Genomic DNA, 17206 nt, shown 5'->3' on the forward strand with positions numbered 1-17206 from the left:
GGGAACTATGCAAGACTGGCTCGCCCATCGTGCACGCGCCACCCCCGACCGGGAGGCGCTCGTCAGCGCTGGATCGGGCAACTCCTGGTCGTACGCGACGCTCGATGAAACCGTCGAGGAGATGGCCGGCCGACTCCACGCACTGGGTGTCGACGAGGAGGACCACCTCGCCGCCGTCCTTGGAACCGGTGTCGAGGCCGTCTGTCTCGTGCACGCGGCGATGCGGCTGGGGACGACACTCGTCCCCCTCTCCCCGGAGTTCACGCACCCCGAGCTCAGCGAGCGCTTCGAGCGCGCGGCCGTCGACGCCGTCGTCTGTAACGCAGGGACCGAGGAGACTGTCCGCGAAGCGACCGAATCCGTCGACCTCCGGCTCTCGGTGCTTACAATCGACTCGGCTGACTGGAGCGACGCGACGCCGCTCGCCGACGCCGAACCTGCGCCGTTTACGCCCACAGTGTGGGAGCGTGAGGACGTCCAGCTGCTACTGTTCACCTCGGGCACCACCGGCCGGGCGAAAGCCGTCCAGCTCACGATGGGGAACCTGCTCGCGAGCGCGACGGCGAGCGGCTTCCGTCTGGGTATCGACCCGGCGGACCGCTGGCTGTTGCCGCTCTCGCTGCACCACATGGGTGGCATCGCGCCAGTACTGCGGTCGGCGCTCTACGGCACGACCGCCATCATCCGGGAGTCGTTCGACCCCGGCGGGACGGTCGACGACATCCAGCGGTTCGACGCAACCTGCATCTCGCTGGTACCGACGATGCTGCGGCGGATGCTCGCGGCCCGCGGGACGCTGCCTGACAGCCTGCGATTCGTGCTCGTCGGCGGCGCTCCCACCCCGGAGGAGCTCGTCGCCCGATGCCGGGATTTCTCGGTGCCGATCTGCCCGACCTACGGGATGACCGAGACGGCCTCACAGGTCGCGACGGCGCGCCACCGCGAGGCCTACGAAACGCCCGAGACAGTCGGCCGCCCGCTGCTCTGGACGGATGTAACCGTCGTGGATGAAACCGGGAGCCAGCTCGGACCGGGCGAGACCGGTGAACTGGTCGTGAGCGGGCCGACAGTGACCCCGGGATACTACGACGACCACACCACCACGGGGGAGGCGATCGGGCCACACGGCCTCCACACCGGCGACGTCGGCTATCAGGACGAGGAGGGGCGGCTCTACGTGCTCAACCGTCTCGACGACCGCATCCTCACCGGCGGGGAGAACGTCGACCCGGCCGAAGTGGTCGACGCCATCCGCGAGCATCCCGAGGTTTCCGACGTCGCTGTCGTCGGCCTCCCGGACGAGGAGTGGGGCGAACAGGTTACAGCACTGATCGTCCCCGAGGACGAGCCGGTCGAAATGGCCGAACTGGAGCCGTTCCTCCGCGAGAGGCTGGCCGGCTTCAAACTCCCCCGGACGATCGGATTCACGGAGGAACTCCCGCGGACCGTCTCGGGCACCGTCGAGCGCGAGGCGGTCCGCGAGCGACTTATCGAAGGCGAATCCGAGGAGATCGCACGAACCGGCACGAGCGGCCGCGCGGCGACGGAGACGGGGCGTGGGCAACGCGGCGTCACGGCGGAAGCCGAAGCCGAAGCGACCGCAAACGGGGAAGCGAGCCAGGACGCTCCGGAGTCGGCGGACGAACCAGCCCCTGACACTGTGGAAGGCGAACCCGAGACGACGGACGATGAGCCAACAGCCGCACTCGAACCCGAGATGGAGCCGGCGGGACGACTCGAACCGGGTGAGCAGGAGGCTGATGAACCCCCACTCGAGGACGACGAGTCGAGTTCGTCCGCCGGCTCCATCTTCGAGGCCGGAACGACGGTGGCTGAATCGGGATGGGAGTCCGGGGAGCCGATCAGGGAACGCAGCGAACAGGACGACGCGGACTCGACCGATACGGACTCGAACGAGCCGGAGTCGGACGAGGCAGAATCGGGCGGAGAGAAATCAGGAACAGAGGAGGCGCCGTCCGCTGAGGAATCCGGGTTGGCTGAGGAGAGCCAGTCGGGTGCAGGCACCGCACTCGGCACCGACCGAGAGGCTGCTGAGTCGGATGGTGAGGGCCAGGAGCCTGCTGCTGACGAGAGACAGCGCGAGACAGAGGACCGAGACGAGGCGGAAGCAGACGACGACGCCGGCGCGTGAGCGGGAACTCCGGACCACGGGGCTCCGGTTTCGGAACGGCTTAGATGATTATCGGGCGACTGTCTGTTATGGAACTTCTCGACGAGAGCGTCGTCCCGGAGCACGCACGTGAGGTTAAACAGGAGGCCCGAGCGTTCGCCGAGGCTGAGATCGAACCCGTCGCTGGCGAGCGCTTCGCTGCTGGGGAGTACCCGTGGGACGTACTGGAGGCCGGTATGGATGGTGGGCTCGTCGCCCAGGACCTCCCCGAGGAACTGGGCGGGCGGGGGTTCGATATCGAGGAGCTGCTCGCAATCGCCGAGGAGCTGTTCCGCGCCGACGCGGGCATCGGGCTCACGCTGATGCTCGCCTCCTTCGGGTGCGAGATCGTCGAGCAGTACGGGAACGACGAACAGGCCGAGACGTATCTCCGACCGGTCGCCGAGAACGAGCAGCTCTCCGGCCTCGCTGTATCGGAGCCGGACACAGGGTCGGATCTGGCAGGGATGACCACTCGGGCAGAGAAATGCGAGGCGCAACGCGCCTCGGAACGGAGCGGCACAGCCGCGGAGAAGAACGGCGACGAGTGGGTGCTAAACGGCGAGAAATACTGGGTCGGCAACGCCGTCGAGGCCGACTGGCTCACCGTCTACGCCAAGACCGGTGATCGGGAGGACCGCTACGCAAACTACTCGCTGTTCATCGTCCCGACCGACAGCGACGGGTACGCGGCCGAGCATATCCCCGAGAAGATGGGGATGCGCGCCTCCAAGCAGGGCCACATCGTCTTCGACGACTGCCGGATCCCCGAAGAGAACCTCATCGGCACCGAGGGCGGCGGCTTCTACGCGCTCGCGGAGTTCTTCAATCACGGCCGCATCGTCGTCGGCGGGCACGGGTTGGGCCTCGCGGCGGCGGCCATCGAGGAGGCCTGGGCGTTCGTCCACGACCGCGAGGCGTTCGGCCGCGAGGTGAGCGAGTTCCAGGCTGTCCAGCATATCCTGGCGGACATGCGCACGGAGTTCGAGGCCGCGCGGGCGCTGAACTGGCGCGCCGCGAAGAAAGTGAAGGAGTACGACGATCCCGGCTTCTGGGCGGCGATGGCCAAGACGAAATCCACGGAGACGGCCGTCGACGTCGCCGAGCGCGCGATGCAACTGCACGGTGGCCGGTCGGTTCTGACGGAGAACCGAATCTCTCGCGTGTACCGCGACGTCCGGATTCCGGTCATCTACGAGGGAGCGAACGAGATCCAGCGCAATCTCATCTACCGGCAGACGCCGCGGTAGTCACGAACGTCGGGTCTCACTCTGGGACCGCGATCCCGTTCTCGACCGGTGAGAGGCGCCGTTCCAGCAGCAGGACCCCGACGACGATGACGCCACCGACACCGATGAGCGTTGGCCAGAGCCAGGCTGCCAGCCCGTAATCGAAAAAGAGGCCGCCGGCGAAAGAGCCGATTCCGAACCCCGTGCGCTTGGCGACTTCCAGCAGCGAGAGCTGTGAGCCGCGCTCGTCCTCCGTCCCGAGGTCGCTCATCAACGAGGTCGACACCGGCGAGTGGAGGATCTCACCGATAGTTCGCAGGACGAGGTGAAGCCCGACCAGGCCGACACCGACCGTCAGCATGCTGTGGCTGTTAGGTGCCGCAGGCCCGAGATCGAACAGGTAGACGAGCCAGATCGACGTCATCGCCAGGGCCCAGAAGACGACCGAGAGCACCAGGCCCCGACTCCGGCGCCACCGAGAAATCGCGTCGACGACCGGAATCTGAAGCAACACGAGCGTGAGCGGGTTGAGGATGAACAGCGTGCCCAACTGGGAGGCCGAAAGCCCGAGGCTCTCCTTGGCGACGATGGGGACCGTGGTCTGCATCTGGGCGTACATCACCGCGAAGCCGACGTTGAGGAGGGCCAGCCAGAGGACCCGACGCCTCGTAATCGCCCGCCCCCAGTCGCCCACCGAGTCCGTGAGCGTCACGTCGCGCTGAGGGATGTGGACCCGCGGGACGAGCGAGAACAGCACGCCCGCGACGATGAGCGAGGTGGCGCCGTCGGCGATGAACACCGCGACCTCGATCCACTCGTAGAGCAGGCCGCCGACGACGAAGCCCATGCCGAAGCCGACGTTGTTGAACACTTTGAGCAGCGAGTACGCCCGGTCGCGGTTCTTCCCCCTGGTCAGGTCGGCGATATACGCCTGACTGGCTGGGGTGTAGAGCCCGTTGGTTATGCCGGCGAACGCCGACACGATGACGAACGCGCCCGCGAGGGAGAGCCCGGGGACCGCGGCGGCGATGGCGGGGACGAACGCGTAGCCCGCGAGCGTCACGCCGTTGCCCGCCATCGCGGCGACCATCACCGGTTTCCGGCCGATGCGGTCGGCGAGATAGCCGCCGATGGCGGTGGCGGTTGCTGTGGCGACATTTTTCACCAGCAGTCCGAAGCCGACCAGCGAGAGGGCGATTCCGATCTGGAGGTGGAAATGGACCGTCGCGAACGGGTAGACGAGTCCCGCCCCGAACACGTTCACCAGTTGGCCGGCCGCGACGATGTAGACTGCCCGGTCGAAACCACGAACCGCATCGAGGGAGGGACGGCGCACGACCACCGCTGGGGCAGGCGGGGGTTTAGAAAGTAGGGTTCCGGCGGCGTCAGCCGGGAGGAGCGGGCCGGGAACCGAGTTCCGGCGGCCGCTTGTGTACGACTGCTACCGAACAACAGGAGGTTGAACCGTTTCCGCACCCGAGTGGCCAAAGATGGCACTCGATCTCGCGACGCTGTTTCCGAACGGCGTCAGTCAGTATCTGCTCGGCGGGCTGTTCATCGGTCTCGCGACGGTGTCGATCTATCTCGGCACCGGCATCCACGCGGGCGCGAGCACGTTCCTCGAGTCGACGCTCTCCTACGTCTCGGACCGGAAGCGCTTCCAGCAGTTCCGGTTCGTCGAGTCGCGGGACTGGCGCGTCGTCTTCACCGGGGGCATCGTCCTCGGCGCGGCCGCCTACACCGCACTCTCAGGCGATAGTTGGTGGACGACGGAGGTCCAGCCCTGGCGGCTGTTCGTCGGCGGGACGCTCGTCGGCATCGGCACCCGGGTCGGGAAGGGCTGTACCTCCGGCCACGGCGTCTGTGGCGTCGGCTCGCTCGCCGAATCCTCGCTGCTGAACGTGCTGACGTTCGTGCTCGTCGCCGCCGGCACCGCGCGTCTGCTACTGTACGCGGGGGTGCTGCCGTGAGCGCGTCAGAGCCCGCCGCTGGCGACGACGGCGCCGACACCGGCCGCCACCCGCTGTTCATGCCGCTGGTGTTCGCCAGCGGCCTCGTCTTCGGCGCCGGCCTCGCCGTCTCGGGGATGGCCCGGCCCGAAGTGGTGCTCGATTTCCTCCAGTTCGAGGATTTCGGGCTCCTGTTCGTGATGGGCGGGGCGGCACTCGTCGCCGGCCCGGTGTTCCACGTTGCGACCCGGCGGGGTGGGAGCGCCCCGCTCACCGACCGGCTCTACGAACTGCGTCGGAAAACGATGGACCGAAACCTGCTGTCCGGCGGGGTCGTCTTCGGCGTCGGTTGGGGGATTTCGGGAATCTGCCCGGGCGCGGCCTACGCCAGCCTCGGTATCGGGAACGTCCCGATTCTCTACGGCGTCGCCGGGATGTTCGTCGGTGCGTACATCCAGGGGGTCGGCCGTGACGTGTTCGCCGGGGCGAACGCGGAGGTCGCGCCAGCGGACTGAGCGGCTCAGGCGTTTGTCCGTTCCTCGATGATGACTCCCCAAAGCGCGTCGCCCAGTCACTTCACCAACCCACCGTGAATCGCAGCCGTTGCGAACCCACGCAGCGGCCGCCGTCCAGACTGGCCTGTGAAAACTCTCGCCCATCACCGGCCGGTCTAAACGCTGAAGGCCCCCCGGCCGCACCGGACCGTATGCGACTGCAGGAGTACTGGGGCATCGGCCCGAAGACGGCAGAGCTTCTCGAAGCCGAACTGGGCGCCGAACGCGCGATCGAAGCGATCGAGTCCGCCGATATTCGGACGCTTTCGGACGCGGGTGTCTCCCGCGGGCGGGCGACACGGATCCTCCGGCGGGCGACAGGGGCCGCGGGGCTGGACCTCCTCGGGACCGGCGACACCCGCGACGTGTACGACGACCTGTTGGGGTTAGCTGCCGAGGAGGCGCTGACGGCCCACGCCGCGGACCGCATCCGCGTGCTCACACCGTTGGAGGGCCAGGAGGCCGCTGGTACGCGGCTCGACCGGGTGGACGGGGCCGTGGACGCCTGGACCGCGCTCGACGACGAGGAGCGCGAGTCGGTCATCGCAGCGTTCGACCGCTACGACGAGGCAGACGAGAGCCGCCGAGCAGCGGTCGAGACGGCCCGCTCGTTACGAACGGTCGGTATCGGCGAGACCGCCGCAGACGGCGGAACGTTCGCCCGACTGGCGGCTGTCGACACCACCGCGCTCAGCGAGGCTGCCGACGCACTCGGCGCCGTCGAGGGCGGCTTCATCGGCGAGGACGGCGTCGGCGAGGGCGCACTGACGGTTGGAGCGGGAGCCGACGAGTCCCTCGACAGCCAGCGAGCCGAGCTGGCAGCGGCCCGGCGCCTCGACGACGCCGCACTGGACGTGCTCGAAACCGTGCGCGGACAGGGCGTTCGCTCGCTGGAGGAGTTCCAGGGGGCCGTCATCGAGTACGTGGCGACCGAAACCGGCGTCGGGGCGGGCGAGGTGCGGGCCGCCGCGCCGGACCGGGCTCGCGACGAGACGGATTTCGTCACGGCGACGCTGCGGTCACTGGTCGGTGAACTCGAATCGAACGTGGCCGACAGGGAGGCGGCGGTCGCCGGCGAGCTTCGGGAGGCGATTCAGGCCGCCGGGGACGACGTGGCGGCGGCCGTCGACGCCGTCGACGAACTAGCGTTCGAGCTCTCGCTTGCCCGGTTCGCTGTGGCCCACAAGCTTCGCAGGCCCGAACTCGTCTCCGACGGCCTCGCGGTTCGCGGTGCGCGGAACCTCTTCATCGGCGAGGGCGTCCAGCCGGTGAACTACGGCGTCGGCGAGCACAGCATCAGCAGGACGGACGGGCCCACCCCGCCCTCGGGGGACCGGGTGACGGTGCTGACAGGGGCGAACTCCGGGGGGAAGACAACACTGCTGGAGACGCTCTGCCAGGTTGCGCTGCTTGCATCGATGGGGCTTCCGGTCCCGGCTGCGGCAGCCGAGGTCGGCGAGTTCGACACCGTCGTCTTCCATCGCCGGCACGCCTCGTTCAACGCCGGCGTGCTGGAGTCGACGCTCCGCTCGGTGGTGCCGCCGCTGACCGGCGGCGGGCGGACGCTGATGCTCGTCGACGAGTTCGAGGCGATTACGGAGCCAGGGCGGGCCGCCGACCTGCTCAACGGGCTGGTCGACCTCACCGTGGACCGTGGCGCACTCGGCGTGTTCGTCACCCACCTCGCTGACGACCTCTCGCCGCTGCCGGCGTCGGCTCGGATCGACGGCATCTTCGCGGAAGGGCTAACCGACGAGCTCGCGCTCCGGGTGGATTACCAGCCCCGCTTCGGCACGGTCGGGAAATCGACGCCGGAGTTCATCGTCTCGCGACTGGTCGCCAACGCAAGCGACCGCGACGAGCGCGAGGCGTTCCGCGCCATCGCCGCCGCGGTCGGCGAAGAGGCGGTCCAGCGGACGCTCTCTGACGCGGAGTGGGAAGCCTGACTCGGGAGTCGCGAGCAACGGTCCCCGAACACGGAGGCGGTAGGCGAAAAGCGGAATTGGTTCGAGGCGGCGTCTTCGATATCGAGACGACTGGCGTCCGGTCCCTCCGGCGGACGTTCACCCAGCCAACGCTCGTGTTTTCGATATTCACAACGCCCCATAGCGCGGAGCAGGTGTTGTGAGTAGCCGAGAGCGCCGGGATACCCGCGGGATTGAAGGTGGCGCACCTCCCGTTCACAGTCGATGCGCCAGGACCACCTCATCTCCGCGAGACAGCTCTCGCGGGCCGACGTGGAGACGGTACTGGACCGCGCGGCGGAGTTCGACGCCGGCCTCGACTCCGGGGACCCGACGCTTCGTGAGCACCACCCAGGCGAAGTGCTCGCGCTTGCCTTCTTCGAACCAAGCACCCGTACCAAGATGTCCTTCGACGCGGCGATGAAACGCCTCGGCGGCCGCGTCGTCGATATGGGCGGCGTCGACTCCTCCTCGGTGAAGAAAGGCGAGAGTCTCGCCGACACCGTTCGAGTACTGGAGGGGTACGCCGACGGGCTCGTGCTCCGGCACCCGCGAGAGGGTGCCGCCACGATGGCCGCGGAGTTCGTCGACGTCCCGGTCGTCAACGCCGGCGACGGCGCGGGCCAGCACCCGTCCCAGACGCTACTCGACCTCTACACTATCCGGGAGAACGCCGGACTCGACGACCTCACGATCGGGATTATCGGCGACCTGAAATACGGCCGGACAGTCCACTCGCTCGCGACAGCACTGACGGAGTTCGACGCGCGAATGCATTTCGTCAGCCCCGAATCGCTCCGCCTTCCCCGGTCGGTCAGGTTCGACCTGCACGAGGCGGGAGCACAGCTCAGAGAGCATACCGATCTCGACCCGGTGCTCTCGGGGTTAGACGTGCTCTACGTCACCCGCATCCAGCGCGAGCGCTTCCCCGACGAGGACGAGTACCGAAAGGTTGCCGGCCAGTTCCGTGTCGATGTCGACACGCTGGACGCCGCTGCCGACGACCTGACGGTGATGCACCCGCTCCCGCGCGTCGACGAGATCGCACCGGAGGTCGACGAGACCGAGAACGCGACGTACTTCGAACAGGCACAGAACGGCGTCCCGGTCCGGATGGCGCTGCTCGACCTGCTCCTTACCGATGAGTGACCACGAACTCCGCGTTTCCAAGATCCGCAACGGCACCGTGCTCGACCACCTCCCCGGCGGGAGCGCACTCAACGTGCTCGCACTGCTGGGTATCGACGGCAGCGGCGGAACCGGCGTCAGCGTCGCCATGAACATCCCCTCCGACCGCCTGGGGACCAAGGACCTGGTGAAAGTCGAGGAGCGGGAGCTCTCTCAGGACGAGGTGGACGTGCTCGCACTCATTGCGCCGCGGGCCACCGTGAACATCGTCCGGGAGTACGAGGTGACCGAGAAGAACCGCGTCGAACGCCCCGAACGCGTCGAGGGGGTGCTCGTCTGCCCGAACAGCAACTGTATCACCAACGCCGACGAGCCGGTCCACAGCCGCTTCGCCGTGCTCGACGACGGCGTTCGCTGTGAGTACTGCGACGAGATCGTCCGCGAGGGCATCGCCGACCACCTGAAGGTCGAGTGAGCCCCATCGTCGTCGCTCTCTCCCGGACCCAATAAGTCGTTTCAGCCGAGAGGACAGTCCAGTATTTGGCTCCGTCAGTTCCTCGACGGCAGTGGCGGCGGTAATCTGGCACTCGTCCTCGTCAACCGGAATCAACCGGAACAGCTCCTGTCGATGCTCGAGGGCGCGTTCGAGCGCCAGTCGGGCAGGCCGAAGAGGCGACAGGGCGTCTGGGACGGCTTCTTCACCAGCGACAGCGAGGAGCTGCTGGCCATCGACGACCACAGCCGTCAGAACGTCTTGTCAATCACGCCGGAAGTGTGGAGCGAACCCGCGATCGGTCTGTGGTCACCGCTGCGAGCGAACCACCGACGGACGCTGGCACCAGAGTTACGAGGGCGCTGGTGGGGCAGTCGTGACCGAAACGGCGAGAACGATGGCGAAAAGCAGGCTGAGAACCCCGATAGCCGGGGGCCAGCCCGAGACGTCCGCGATGGTGCCGACGACGCCGGCCACAGCCAGGACGGCGATCGTCCGGTCGCGTCCGTATCGGTCCGATAGCCAGCCCGCGATCGGTTGGGACACCGCTCCGATTGCGAAAAAGAGCGCGAAAAGCAGATTCGCGCGCGTCTGGCCGACGCCGTGGCGCTCCAGGAATATCGTCGGCAGGAACGCCATCGCGACCACGCCGACGAACTCGACGAGCGTCATCATCAGCGTCGTCCGAGAATGTCGGGTCAGGAGCGCCGAAAGGAGGTCGGTATCGAAGAGCTCGGGCATGGATTCCGATGGACGCTGTGGCTCGAGCGACCGCGTCCCGCGTACGAACGCGACTGCCACGATAGCGACACAGACCGACCCGAGAACGACCGTCTCCCGCCACCCATACCGGAGGCCAACGAGTGCGGCGCTGGCCGGGGCGGCGACGCCGGCGAGCTGCCCGCCAGTTCTGTGAAATCCGATCGCCCGCCCGACCGGGCCACCCGTCCGGTCCAACAGCGTCGTGGCCGGGTTGTAGTAGATGCCGGCGCCGGCCCCTATCGCCGCGACGGCGATGGCGAAGACGGCGAACACCGGGGCACCGGCCACCCCGAGGGTGGCCAGCGCAGTGAGCAGAAGCGCAGCGGTCACGACAGTTCGTTCACCGTACCGGTCGGCAAACACGCCGCTCGGAACCTGTACTAGCGCGTAGAGGACCCACATTCCGGTGAGTCCGAGACCGATGGTCCCCCGCGAGACACCGAACGCCGAGATGATTCCGGGTACGATAGATCCGACGAGCACCTGACAGAATCGGACGCCGAAGTACGCCCCGATACAGACAGCGAGCGTCCGGTGTCGTTGACCCCATTTCGACGGGGTCAGCAGTGCTCTCAGGGGGTCCATGGCTTTCGGTGTGTGGAGGCTATGAGCGGTCGAGCCCCAGAGGGGAACGTCCTACGGCTTCCGGCAATACGCTCACGATCGAGCGTCGAGGAAAGGCGCCGAGGCAGGAGGCAGTGAAATGGGCGGAGTGGAAGGGCAGACTGGATATTTCGAGGGCGGCAGGCTCAGCAGACCCACGTCCGTCGTGAGGGGTCGGGAGTCAGCGGAGGCCGGCGGCTTTATGTCCCGGTCGACCCTACGCTCGGCCATGTCCACGAAAGCAAAACTGGTGTTCGTACTGGCGTTCGTCGTGATGATCTACTTCCTGGTCGGCGGCGACAGCGAGCCGGTCGAGGTGTCCGTCGAGTCCGACGAACAGTAACCCTTTCTGCTCCCTCGTGGAGCGAACCACTTACCCGCGTACCAGCCCTCCCTCCAGCCATGTATGGGGTCGTCACGCGGAACGCCGAGGAGGTCGAGTGGCCGGCGTTCGACCGCGGGTTCTACGAGGTGAAAGACGTGACCGGTCGGGCGGCCGAACCGCTGTCCGAGGCGGTCAACATGGTCTCCTGTTTCGGGGACAACGCCGCCGGTGAGTCCAGTCCCGAACTGGTGCCCGTCGACGACGAGGGGAACCGCGCCACGCGCGACCAGCCGTACTTCGACTGGGCGTACATCTGCCCAACCCACGAGGGGTACCGCGAGGGGCTGCTCGAAACCATCGAGGACTGCGCCGTCGTCAACGACGACGTACGCCTCGACGACGTTGGGTTCCCGCGTGCGGGGTACTGTCGCTGTGACCGCTGCGACCGGCTGTACGCCGACAGCGAGTACGAGGACCGGTTCGACTGGCGCGCCTCGGTCATCAACGAGTTCGTCCGGGAGGCCGCCGAGCGCATCCCCGGGAAGACGTATCTCACGCTCTATCCGGACCCGTATCCGGGCCACCTGTTCGAGCGAGCGGGGCTGGAGCCGGGCGTGCTCTCGGCCCACGTCGACGAGTTCGTCGTCCCGCTCTACGATACGAGCTACGGGACAACCTACTGGCTCGAAACTATCGCCTCCGGGTTCCAGGACCTCCTCGGCTGGTCGCCCGAAACCCCGGATTCGGGAACTCCGTTCTCCATCGAACTCTACGCAGTCGAAGTCGACGTGGAGAACCTCGTCCACGCGACGGAGGTGGCCGATGCATACGCGAACGACGTGTTCTTCGGCTACGACGCCAGCAACGCACAGGCCGCGGTGCGCCGGAAGAAGGCCGACGAGCAGGACGGCGTCAGTCACGGGTGAGCGTCACCGGACCTGTCAGTTGCCAAAAGCCCTACCCACAGCCGGCCCGAACGACGAGTCATGTACAAACAGATCCTGCTCCCCGTCGAGGAGGATACGGAGTCGAGCGAGCTCCTCCACCACGCCAGCGAAATCGCCCACTGGGCCGAGGCGGAGGTCCAAATCCTCTACGTCGCAAACACCAATCGCGACAGCGTCACCCTCACTGACCGCAACGTCGTCGATGCACTCCTCGAGCGCGGCGAGGATATCGTCGAGGAGGCGGGAGCGCTGCTCGACTCGCTGGGCGTCGAGTACAGTACCGACGTGGTCCAGGGCGTGCCGGCCGAGACCATCGTCGACTACGCCGAGCGCTACGAGTTTGACCTCGTCGCGATGCCGACCCACGGGCGTGAGGGGCTCTCGCGCTACCTGCTCGGAAGCGTCACCGAGAAGGTGGTTCGCCTCTCCAGCGTTCCGGTGTTGACCGCGCGCGATGGCGACAAGGTCGAGTTCCCGTACGAGTCGCTGCTGGTCCCCACTGACGGCAGCGACTCGGCGCGCCGGGCGGCCGACCACGCGGTGGCGTTCGCGGACGCACTCGACGCGACCGTTCACGCGCTGTCGGCCACCGACAACTCGGTGCTGGCGAACGTGGAGGAAGCCCTCGACGGCCGGGCCGAGAAAGAAACCGCCAAGGAGGCCGTCGGTTCCGTCGTCGAAATGGCCGAGGGGGACGGCGTCGAGAACGTGGAGACACACATCCAGGCCGGCGTCCCCGACGAGGTGATTCTCGGGTACATCGACGAGCACGATATCGGCGCCGTGGTGATGGGGACGACCGGTCGCAGCGGCGTCGACCGGGTGCTGCTCGGTAGCGTCGCGGAGAAGACCGTTCGCTCGGCGCCGGTGCCGGTGATCACCGTCGGCGGGGAGTAGCCGACCCGACCTGCGAAAGACCCCGAGAGCGCCAGGCTGCAGTTTCTCCGTGGTGCTCGAGAGGCGGGGGACAGAACTCCGCCAGCAGGCAGGCCCCTCGCGGGAACCCACAAAGCTTCATAGCTCCGCTCGGAACGCCGGGTCATGCACCCTGAGGAGGGCGTCGAGGTTACGGCCTCACCGGCAGTAGCCGACGACGCGGGCCGGCGAGCGCTTGTCGCTCTCGTCGGCGTTACACTCCTCTCACTGGTCGTTCGCCTCCAGAGCCTCGGCGCTCGAACGTTCCACTGGGACGAAGGCCGAGTGGGCTACTGGATCCTTCGCTATCACGAAACCGGCCGGTTCAGCTATCGACCGATCATCCACGGTCCGTTCATCCAGCACGTCGACGCGCTGCTGTTCCACGTCGTGCCGGCGACGGATTTCTGGGCGCGGGTCCCCGTTGCCGTGATCACGGCCGCACTCCCGCTCTCGGCCTGGCTGCTCCGGCGCCATCTCGACGAGGTCGAACTGGTGTCCCTGGGACTGCTGCTGACACTCGACCCACTGCTACTCTACTACTCGCGGTTCATGCGTTCTGACGCGCTGGTGGGCACGTTCGCGTTCGTCGCCTTCACGCTCCTCGTGCGGGCGTTCGACACCCGGCGCCCGCGGCTCGTCTACCCGGCGGTCGTCTCGTTCGCGTTCGCCTTCGGCAGCAAGGAGAACGCGCTGGTGTACGTGCTCTGTCTGCTCGGCGCGGGCGCGCTCGCCTACGACCACCAGCTCGTCCGAGCGGCAACGCGGGAGATCGGTGCGTTCGACCGGCTCAAAACCGATCTGACGGCGACCCGCTCTTGGCTCGACGACGCCTCGGGCGAGACACCGTCAGCGCTCTGGCTCGCTGGCGTGTTCTCCGGAGCGACACTCGCGTTCCTGGCGGTCATCGTCCTGCTGTACGCCCCACGACCCGACATCTGGACGGCGCTCGACGGGCCGCGACAGTTCGCGAACGTCGTCGATTCGGCGACGGTCGAGGCCGGAAACAGGTTCGTCGAAGGCTGGGTCGAGACCGGTCACCGCGAGCATCCCTACGTCGCGTTCCTCCACGATATGCTCGAGACGCTCCTCTACGGCTCGGCCGTCGTGCTCACACTGGCTGTCGTGGGCTTCGTCGTCGACGGCTACGGGGGAGATGGCCGCATCCTCGTCGCGTTCACCAGCTACTGGGGCGCGGTGAGTATCATCGGCTACCCGATCGCGACCGACATCCAGGCGCCCTGGGCCGCGTTCCACGTCGTGCTCCCACTCACCGTTACGGCCGCTGTCGGTGTCGCGGCGCTCGTCCGACTCGTCGAACGCGGCGTCGCGACGGACGACCGGGCCACCGTTGCCCTCGCCGCGCTGGTGCTGACCGGCGCTGCCGCAGGCATCGTCGTCGCCAACGGGGACTACTGGAACAGCGCCGCCGAGGAGGACCGGAAGGTGCTCCAGTGGGCTCAGCCAGAAAACGAGCTGAAGCCAACTCTCGCCGTCGTCGACGCCGTCGTGCGGAAGAACGAGGGTCGGGACGTGCTGTTCTACGCCGGCGACGACGACCGGTTCCACGTCGCCAACGAGTCGAGTCTCGACCAACCCCCACCGGGCGGTCCCTCGTGGCACAGCCGCCTCCCGCTCCCGTGGTATCTCGAACGCGCCGGGGCAACCGTCACCTCGACGCCGGCTGAGACAACCGCCACCGAAGCGATGAGTGATGCGCCAGCCGTCGTTATCGCCGCCGCCGAGGACCGGGATGCGCTCGAATCGCGGCTGGAGGGGTACGCCGTTGCCGAGCACCGGTTCAAGCTCTGGGGCGAGGGCATCGTCGTCTTCGTCGACCGGGACGCGATACGCGAGGCGGGCCTCGAGCCGTCGGCGCTCTGAGCCGCCGAGGCGATACGCTACCGGCCATCTACGGCGTAGATACTCACGAACGTGGTTACACTCGTCCCGGCAAAACAACGTTTATCCACATACATCCGGAATCCTCAGCCATGTCCGTTACGCTGCCCGGTCCGACCGTCGGCGTCGTCGGCGGCGGCCAGCTCGGCCGGATGCTGGGCGAGGCCGCATCGCCGCTCGGCGTCGACGTCGTCGTGCTGGACCCGACGCCCAACTGCCCGGCGTCACGAGTTGCCGAACAGATCGACGGCGAGCTCGACGATCCCGAAGCTGTCCGGGAACTCGCGGCACGCGCCGACGTGCTGACCTACGAAATCGAGACGGCTGACCCGGCGCTCCTCCGGGAGGTGCGCGCCGAAACCGGCGTGCCAGTTCATCCCGAGCCAGAGACGCTGGCGATAACGGGCGACAAACTGCGGGAGAAGGAGGCACTCGCCAGCGCCGACATCCCCGTCCCCGCGTTCGTCCCCGCCGACTCCGCCACAGCCGCCGAATCGGCTGTCGAGCGCTTCGACGGTGCGATGCTGAAAGCTCGAAAAGGCGGTTACGACGGCCGGGGCAACGAACCCGTTACCGACGTCGAAGCCGCCGAGCACGCGCTGACGACCGTCGGCGGCGATGCCGTCGCCGAGGAACTACTCGACTTCGAGCGCGAGCTCGCGGCTATCGGCGTCCGTGGCGCCGACGAGGAAACACGGGTGTTCCCCGTCACCGAGACGATCCACGAGGAGGAGATCCTGCGGGCGACCGTGTCGCCACCTCGGGTCGACGAAGTCACGCAGGAGCGCGCACGCGGGGTGGTCACCGATACGCTCGCGGAACTGGACGGCCGCGGTGTCTTCGGCATCGAACTGTTCGAGACGGCAGACGGGGAGATTCTCGTCAACGAAATCGCGCCGCGACCCCACAACTCCGGTCACTGGACCATCGAGGGCGCCGCCAGTTCCCAGTTCGAGCAGCATCTCCGTGCAGTGCTTGGCTGGCCGCTCGGGCCGACAGAGCGAGTTGGGCCGACGGCGTCTGCAAACGTTCTCGGTGACGTCTCCGCGCCTGAACCGGCCGAACTCCACGGCGTCGACGCGGTGCTCGACCATCCCGATGCGAGCCTCCACTGGTACGGAAAGCGGGAGGCCCGACCGCTTCGGAAGATGGGGCATCTGACCGTCGTCGAGCGGGACGCTGCGGCGAACAGTGACAGGGCGGAGGAGGCCGCCGCCGAAGCCGACGCTGCCCTCGACGCCCTCGACATCGCCGAATCGCTGCGTGACGAACTCACGTTCACTGACTGATCAACGACCGTCGACCCGCCACACCATGCCCACTGTCACTGACCTCATCGACCGACTCGAATCGGACGCTACGGCGAACCGCACGACTGAAACGACCCCGGACGTCGGGATCATCATGGGTTCTGATTCGGACCTCGACACCATGCAGGGCGCGTTCGACGCCCTGGACGCACTGGGCTTCGCTGAGCAGACGAACCACGCCGAGTCGCCGGAGGGCCGGTTCAGCTACGAGTCCTACGTGGTTTCGGCCCACCGCACGCCCGATCTGATGTACGCCTACGCGGAGACGGCCGAGGCGCGCGGCGTGGACGTCCTGATCGCTGGGGCGGGCGGGAAATCCGCTGACCTGCCGAACATGACTGCCTCGATCGCGTTCCCGCTCCCCGTCGTCGGCGTCCCCGTCCAGGAGAAATCCGTCGACTCCGTCATCGGGATGCCCACGGGCGCGCCGTTGACTGCCGTCGATGCCGGGAAATCGTACAACGCGGCGCTCTCGGCCGCCCAGATGCTCGCCCGAGAGCACGACGAGCTCCGCGACCGGCTCGTCGACCTGCACGAGGAGCGCCGTGAGGGCGTCGCCGACGTCTCTACGGCGCTCCACGACCTCGGCGTGAACGGATTCCGGGACCGACAGCGCCAGTGAGAGATGTCCCGCGTTAGCGCGCTCGCTCGCGCACGGAAATGAACGCTTAAGAGCCGTGGGGGCAAACCGACGGACGTTACGGAGAACCCGTCATGAATCCATGGATAGCTATCGGCGCTCTGGCGCTCGTGGGCATCGGCATCCCTATCGGTATGATGGCGGTGTCGGCGCTCCTTCGTCCCAGCGTGCCTGAACAGGGGAAACAAGCCGTCTACGAAAGCGGCGAGATCCCGACGGGGACGACGCGCATCCGGTTCAACATCCAGTACTACATGGTTGCGCTGCTGTTCGTCGTCTTCGACATCGAGACCGTCCTCATCTTCCCGTGGACGG

The 17206-nt window shown here is 67.4% G+C and carries 15 protein-coding genes; 13 read left to right on the forward strand and 2 right to left on the reverse strand.

Going from position 1 to position 17206, the window contains the following annotated elements; all coding sequences use genetic code 11:
* Nucleotides 1–7 precede the first annotated feature (7 nt).
* Together V5A38_RS00320 and V5A38_RS00325 are read left to right on the forward strand one after the other, a co-directional pair.
* Nucleotides 8–2152, forward strand: coding sequence for an AMP-binding protein (locus V5A38_RS00320; protein ID WP_332323744.1), 2145 nt, complete (start codon nt 8–10; stop codon nt 2150–2152).
* Between the two features lie 68 nt (nt 2153–2220).
* Nucleotides 2221–3420: an acyl-CoA dehydrogenase family protein gene (locus V5A38_RS00325; RefSeq protein WP_332323745.1), complete on the forward strand. Its 1200-nt coding sequence runs from the start codon at nt 2221–2223 to the stop codon at nt 3418–3420.
* Between the two features lie 16 nt (nt 3421–3436).
* On the opposite strand, the gene V5A38_RS00330 is transcribed toward V5A38_RS00325, so the two are convergent.
* Nucleotides 3437–4735: an MFS transporter gene (locus V5A38_RS00330; protein WP_332323746.1), complete on the reverse strand. Its 1299-nt coding sequence runs from the start codon at nt 4733–4735 to the stop codon at nt 3437–3439.
* Between the two features lie 154 nt (nt 4736–4889).
* Between V5A38_RS00330 and V5A38_RS00335 the strand changes: the two genes are divergently transcribed.
* The 5 genes from V5A38_RS00335 (at nt 4890) to pyrI (ending at nt 9469) form a co-directional block, all read left to right on the forward strand.
* Complete coding sequence (locus V5A38_RS00335) at nt 4890–5369, forward strand: YeeE/YedE family protein (RefSeq protein ID WP_332323747.1); 480 nt, start codon at nt 4890–4892, stop codon at nt 5367–5369.
* Nucleotides 5370–5428: 59 nt separating this feature from the next.
* Nucleotides 5429–5863 (forward strand): DUF6691 family protein, encoded by a 435-nt coding sequence (locus tag V5A38_RS00340; RefSeq protein ID WP_332323760.1) that lies wholly within the window; start codon nt 5429–5431, stop codon nt 5861–5863.
* A 191-nt stretch (nt 5864–6054) separates the two neighbouring features.
* On the forward strand, nt 6055–7848 hold the full coding sequence (locus V5A38_RS00345; RefSeq protein ID WP_332323748.1) for a DNA mismatch repair protein: 1794 nt from the start codon (nt 6055–6057) through the stop codon (nt 7846–7848).
* Between the two features lie 243 nt (nt 7849–8091).
* Entirely contained in the window at nt 8092–9015 is a 924-nt protein-coding gene (pyrB, locus tag V5A38_RS00350; RefSeq protein ID WP_332323749.1) for an aspartate carbamoyltransferase, read from the forward strand.
* A complete protein-coding gene (gene pyrI / locus V5A38_RS00355) occupies nt 9008–9469 on the forward strand; it encodes an aspartate carbamoyltransferase regulatory subunit (RefSeq protein WP_332323750.1) in 462 nt (153 codons plus the stop codon). The genes pyrB and pyrI overlap by 8 nt, the downstream gene beginning before the upstream one ends.
* Nucleotides 9470–9838: 369 nt before the next feature.
* Here the strand turns inward: pyrI and V5A38_RS00360 are convergent, their stop codons facing one another.
* A complete protein-coding gene (locus tag V5A38_RS00360) occupies nt 9839–10834 on the reverse strand; it encodes an MFS transporter (RefSeq protein WP_332323751.1) in 996 nt (331 codons plus the stop codon).
* A 420-nt stretch (nt 10835–11254) separates the two neighbouring features.
* Here V5A38_RS00360 and V5A38_RS00365 point away from each other — a divergent pair, with 420 nt between their 5' ends.
* The 6 genes from V5A38_RS00365 to V5A38_RS00390 all read left to right on the forward strand — a co-directional run.
* Nucleotides 11255–12103: a hypothetical protein gene (locus tag V5A38_RS00365; protein WP_332323752.1), complete on the forward strand. Its 849-nt coding sequence runs from the start codon at nt 11255–11257 to the stop codon at nt 12101–12103.
* A gap of 60 nt (nt 12104–12163) precedes the next feature.
* Nucleotides 12164–13021: a universal stress protein gene (locus V5A38_RS00370; protein ID WP_332323753.1), complete on the forward strand. Its 858-nt coding sequence runs from the start codon at nt 12164–12166 to the stop codon at nt 13019–13021.
* A gap of 144 nt (nt 13022–13165) precedes the next feature.
* A complete protein-coding gene (locus tag V5A38_RS00375; RefSeq protein WP_332323754.1) occupies nt 13166–14923 on the forward strand; it encodes a flippase activity-associated protein Agl23 in 1758 nt (585 codons plus the stop codon).
* Between the two features lie 110 nt (nt 14924–15033).
* The gene (locus V5A38_RS00380) at nt 15034–16230 is read left to right on the forward strand and encodes a 5-(carboxyamino)imidazole ribonucleotide synthase (RefSeq protein WP_332323755.1); all 1197 of its coding nucleotides are present in this window, start codon (nt 15034–15036) and stop codon (nt 16228–16230) included.
* 25 nt (nt 16231–16255) lie between these two features.
* Complete coding sequence (gene purE, locus V5A38_RS00385; protein ID WP_332323756.1) at nt 16256–16873, forward strand: 5-(carboxyamino)imidazole ribonucleotide mutase; 618 nt, start codon at nt 16256–16258, stop codon at nt 16871–16873.
* Between the two features lie 92 nt (nt 16874–16965).
* Nucleotides 16966–17206 (forward strand): NADH-quinone oxidoreductase subunit A (locus V5A38_RS00390; RefSeq protein ID WP_332323757.1); only part of this gene is annotated, 241 nt, incomplete at its 3' end.

The organism is Halolamina sp. (assembly GCF_036626355.1).
GTDB lineage: Archaea > Halobacteriota > Halobacteria > Halobacteriales > Haloferacaceae > Halolamina.

Bases quoted from the DNA above. Each gene is read 5' to 3' on its own strand.
- V5A38_RS00320 (WP_332323744.1), top strand. From the start codon at position 8: ATGCAAGACTGGCTCGCCCATCGTGCACGCGCCACCCCCGACCGGGAG.
- V5A38_RS00325 (WP_332323745.1), top strand. From the start codon at position 2,221: ATGGAACTTCTCGACGAGAGCGTCGTCCCGGAGCACGCACGTGAGGTT.
- V5A38_RS00335 (WP_332323747.1), top strand. From the start codon at position 4,890: ATGGCACTCGATCTCGCGACGCTGTTTCCGAACGGCGTCAGTCAGTAT.
- V5A38_RS00340 (WP_332323760.1), top strand. From the start codon at position 5,429: ATGCCGCTGGTGTTCGCCAGCGGCCTCGTCTTCGGCGCCGGCCTCGCC.
- V5A38_RS00345 (WP_332323748.1), top strand. From the start codon at position 6,055: ATGCGACTGCAGGAGTACTGGGGCATCGGCCCGAAGACGGCAGAGCTT.
- pyrB (WP_332323749.1), top strand. From the start codon at position 8,092: ATGCGCCAGGACCACCTCATCTCCGCGAGACAGCTCTCGCGGGCCGAC.
- pyrI (WP_332323750.1), top strand. From the start codon at position 9,008: ATGAGTGACCACGAACTCCGCGTTTCCAAGATCCGCAACGGCACCGTG.
- V5A38_RS00360 (WP_332323751.1), bottom strand. From the start codon at position 10,834: ATGGACCCCCTGAGAGCACTGCTGACCCCGTCGAAATGGGGTCAACGA.
- V5A38_RS00365 (WP_332323752.1), top strand. From the start codon at position 11,255: ATGTATGGGGTCGTCACGCGGAACGCCGAGGAGGTCGAGTGGCCGGCG.
- V5A38_RS00370 (WP_332323753.1), top strand. From the start codon at position 12,164: ATGTACAAACAGATCCTGCTCCCCGTCGAGGAGGATACGGAGTCGAGC.
- V5A38_RS00375 (WP_332323754.1), top strand. From the start codon at position 13,166: ATGCACCCTGAGGAGGGCGTCGAGGTTACGGCCTCACCGGCAGTAGCC.
- V5A38_RS00380 (WP_332323755.1), top strand. From the start codon at position 15,034: ATGTCCGTTACGCTGCCCGGTCCGACCGTCGGCGTCGTCGGCGGCGGC.
- purE (WP_332323756.1), top strand. From the start codon at position 16,256: ATGCCCACTGTCACTGACCTCATCGACCGACTCGAATCGGACGCTACG.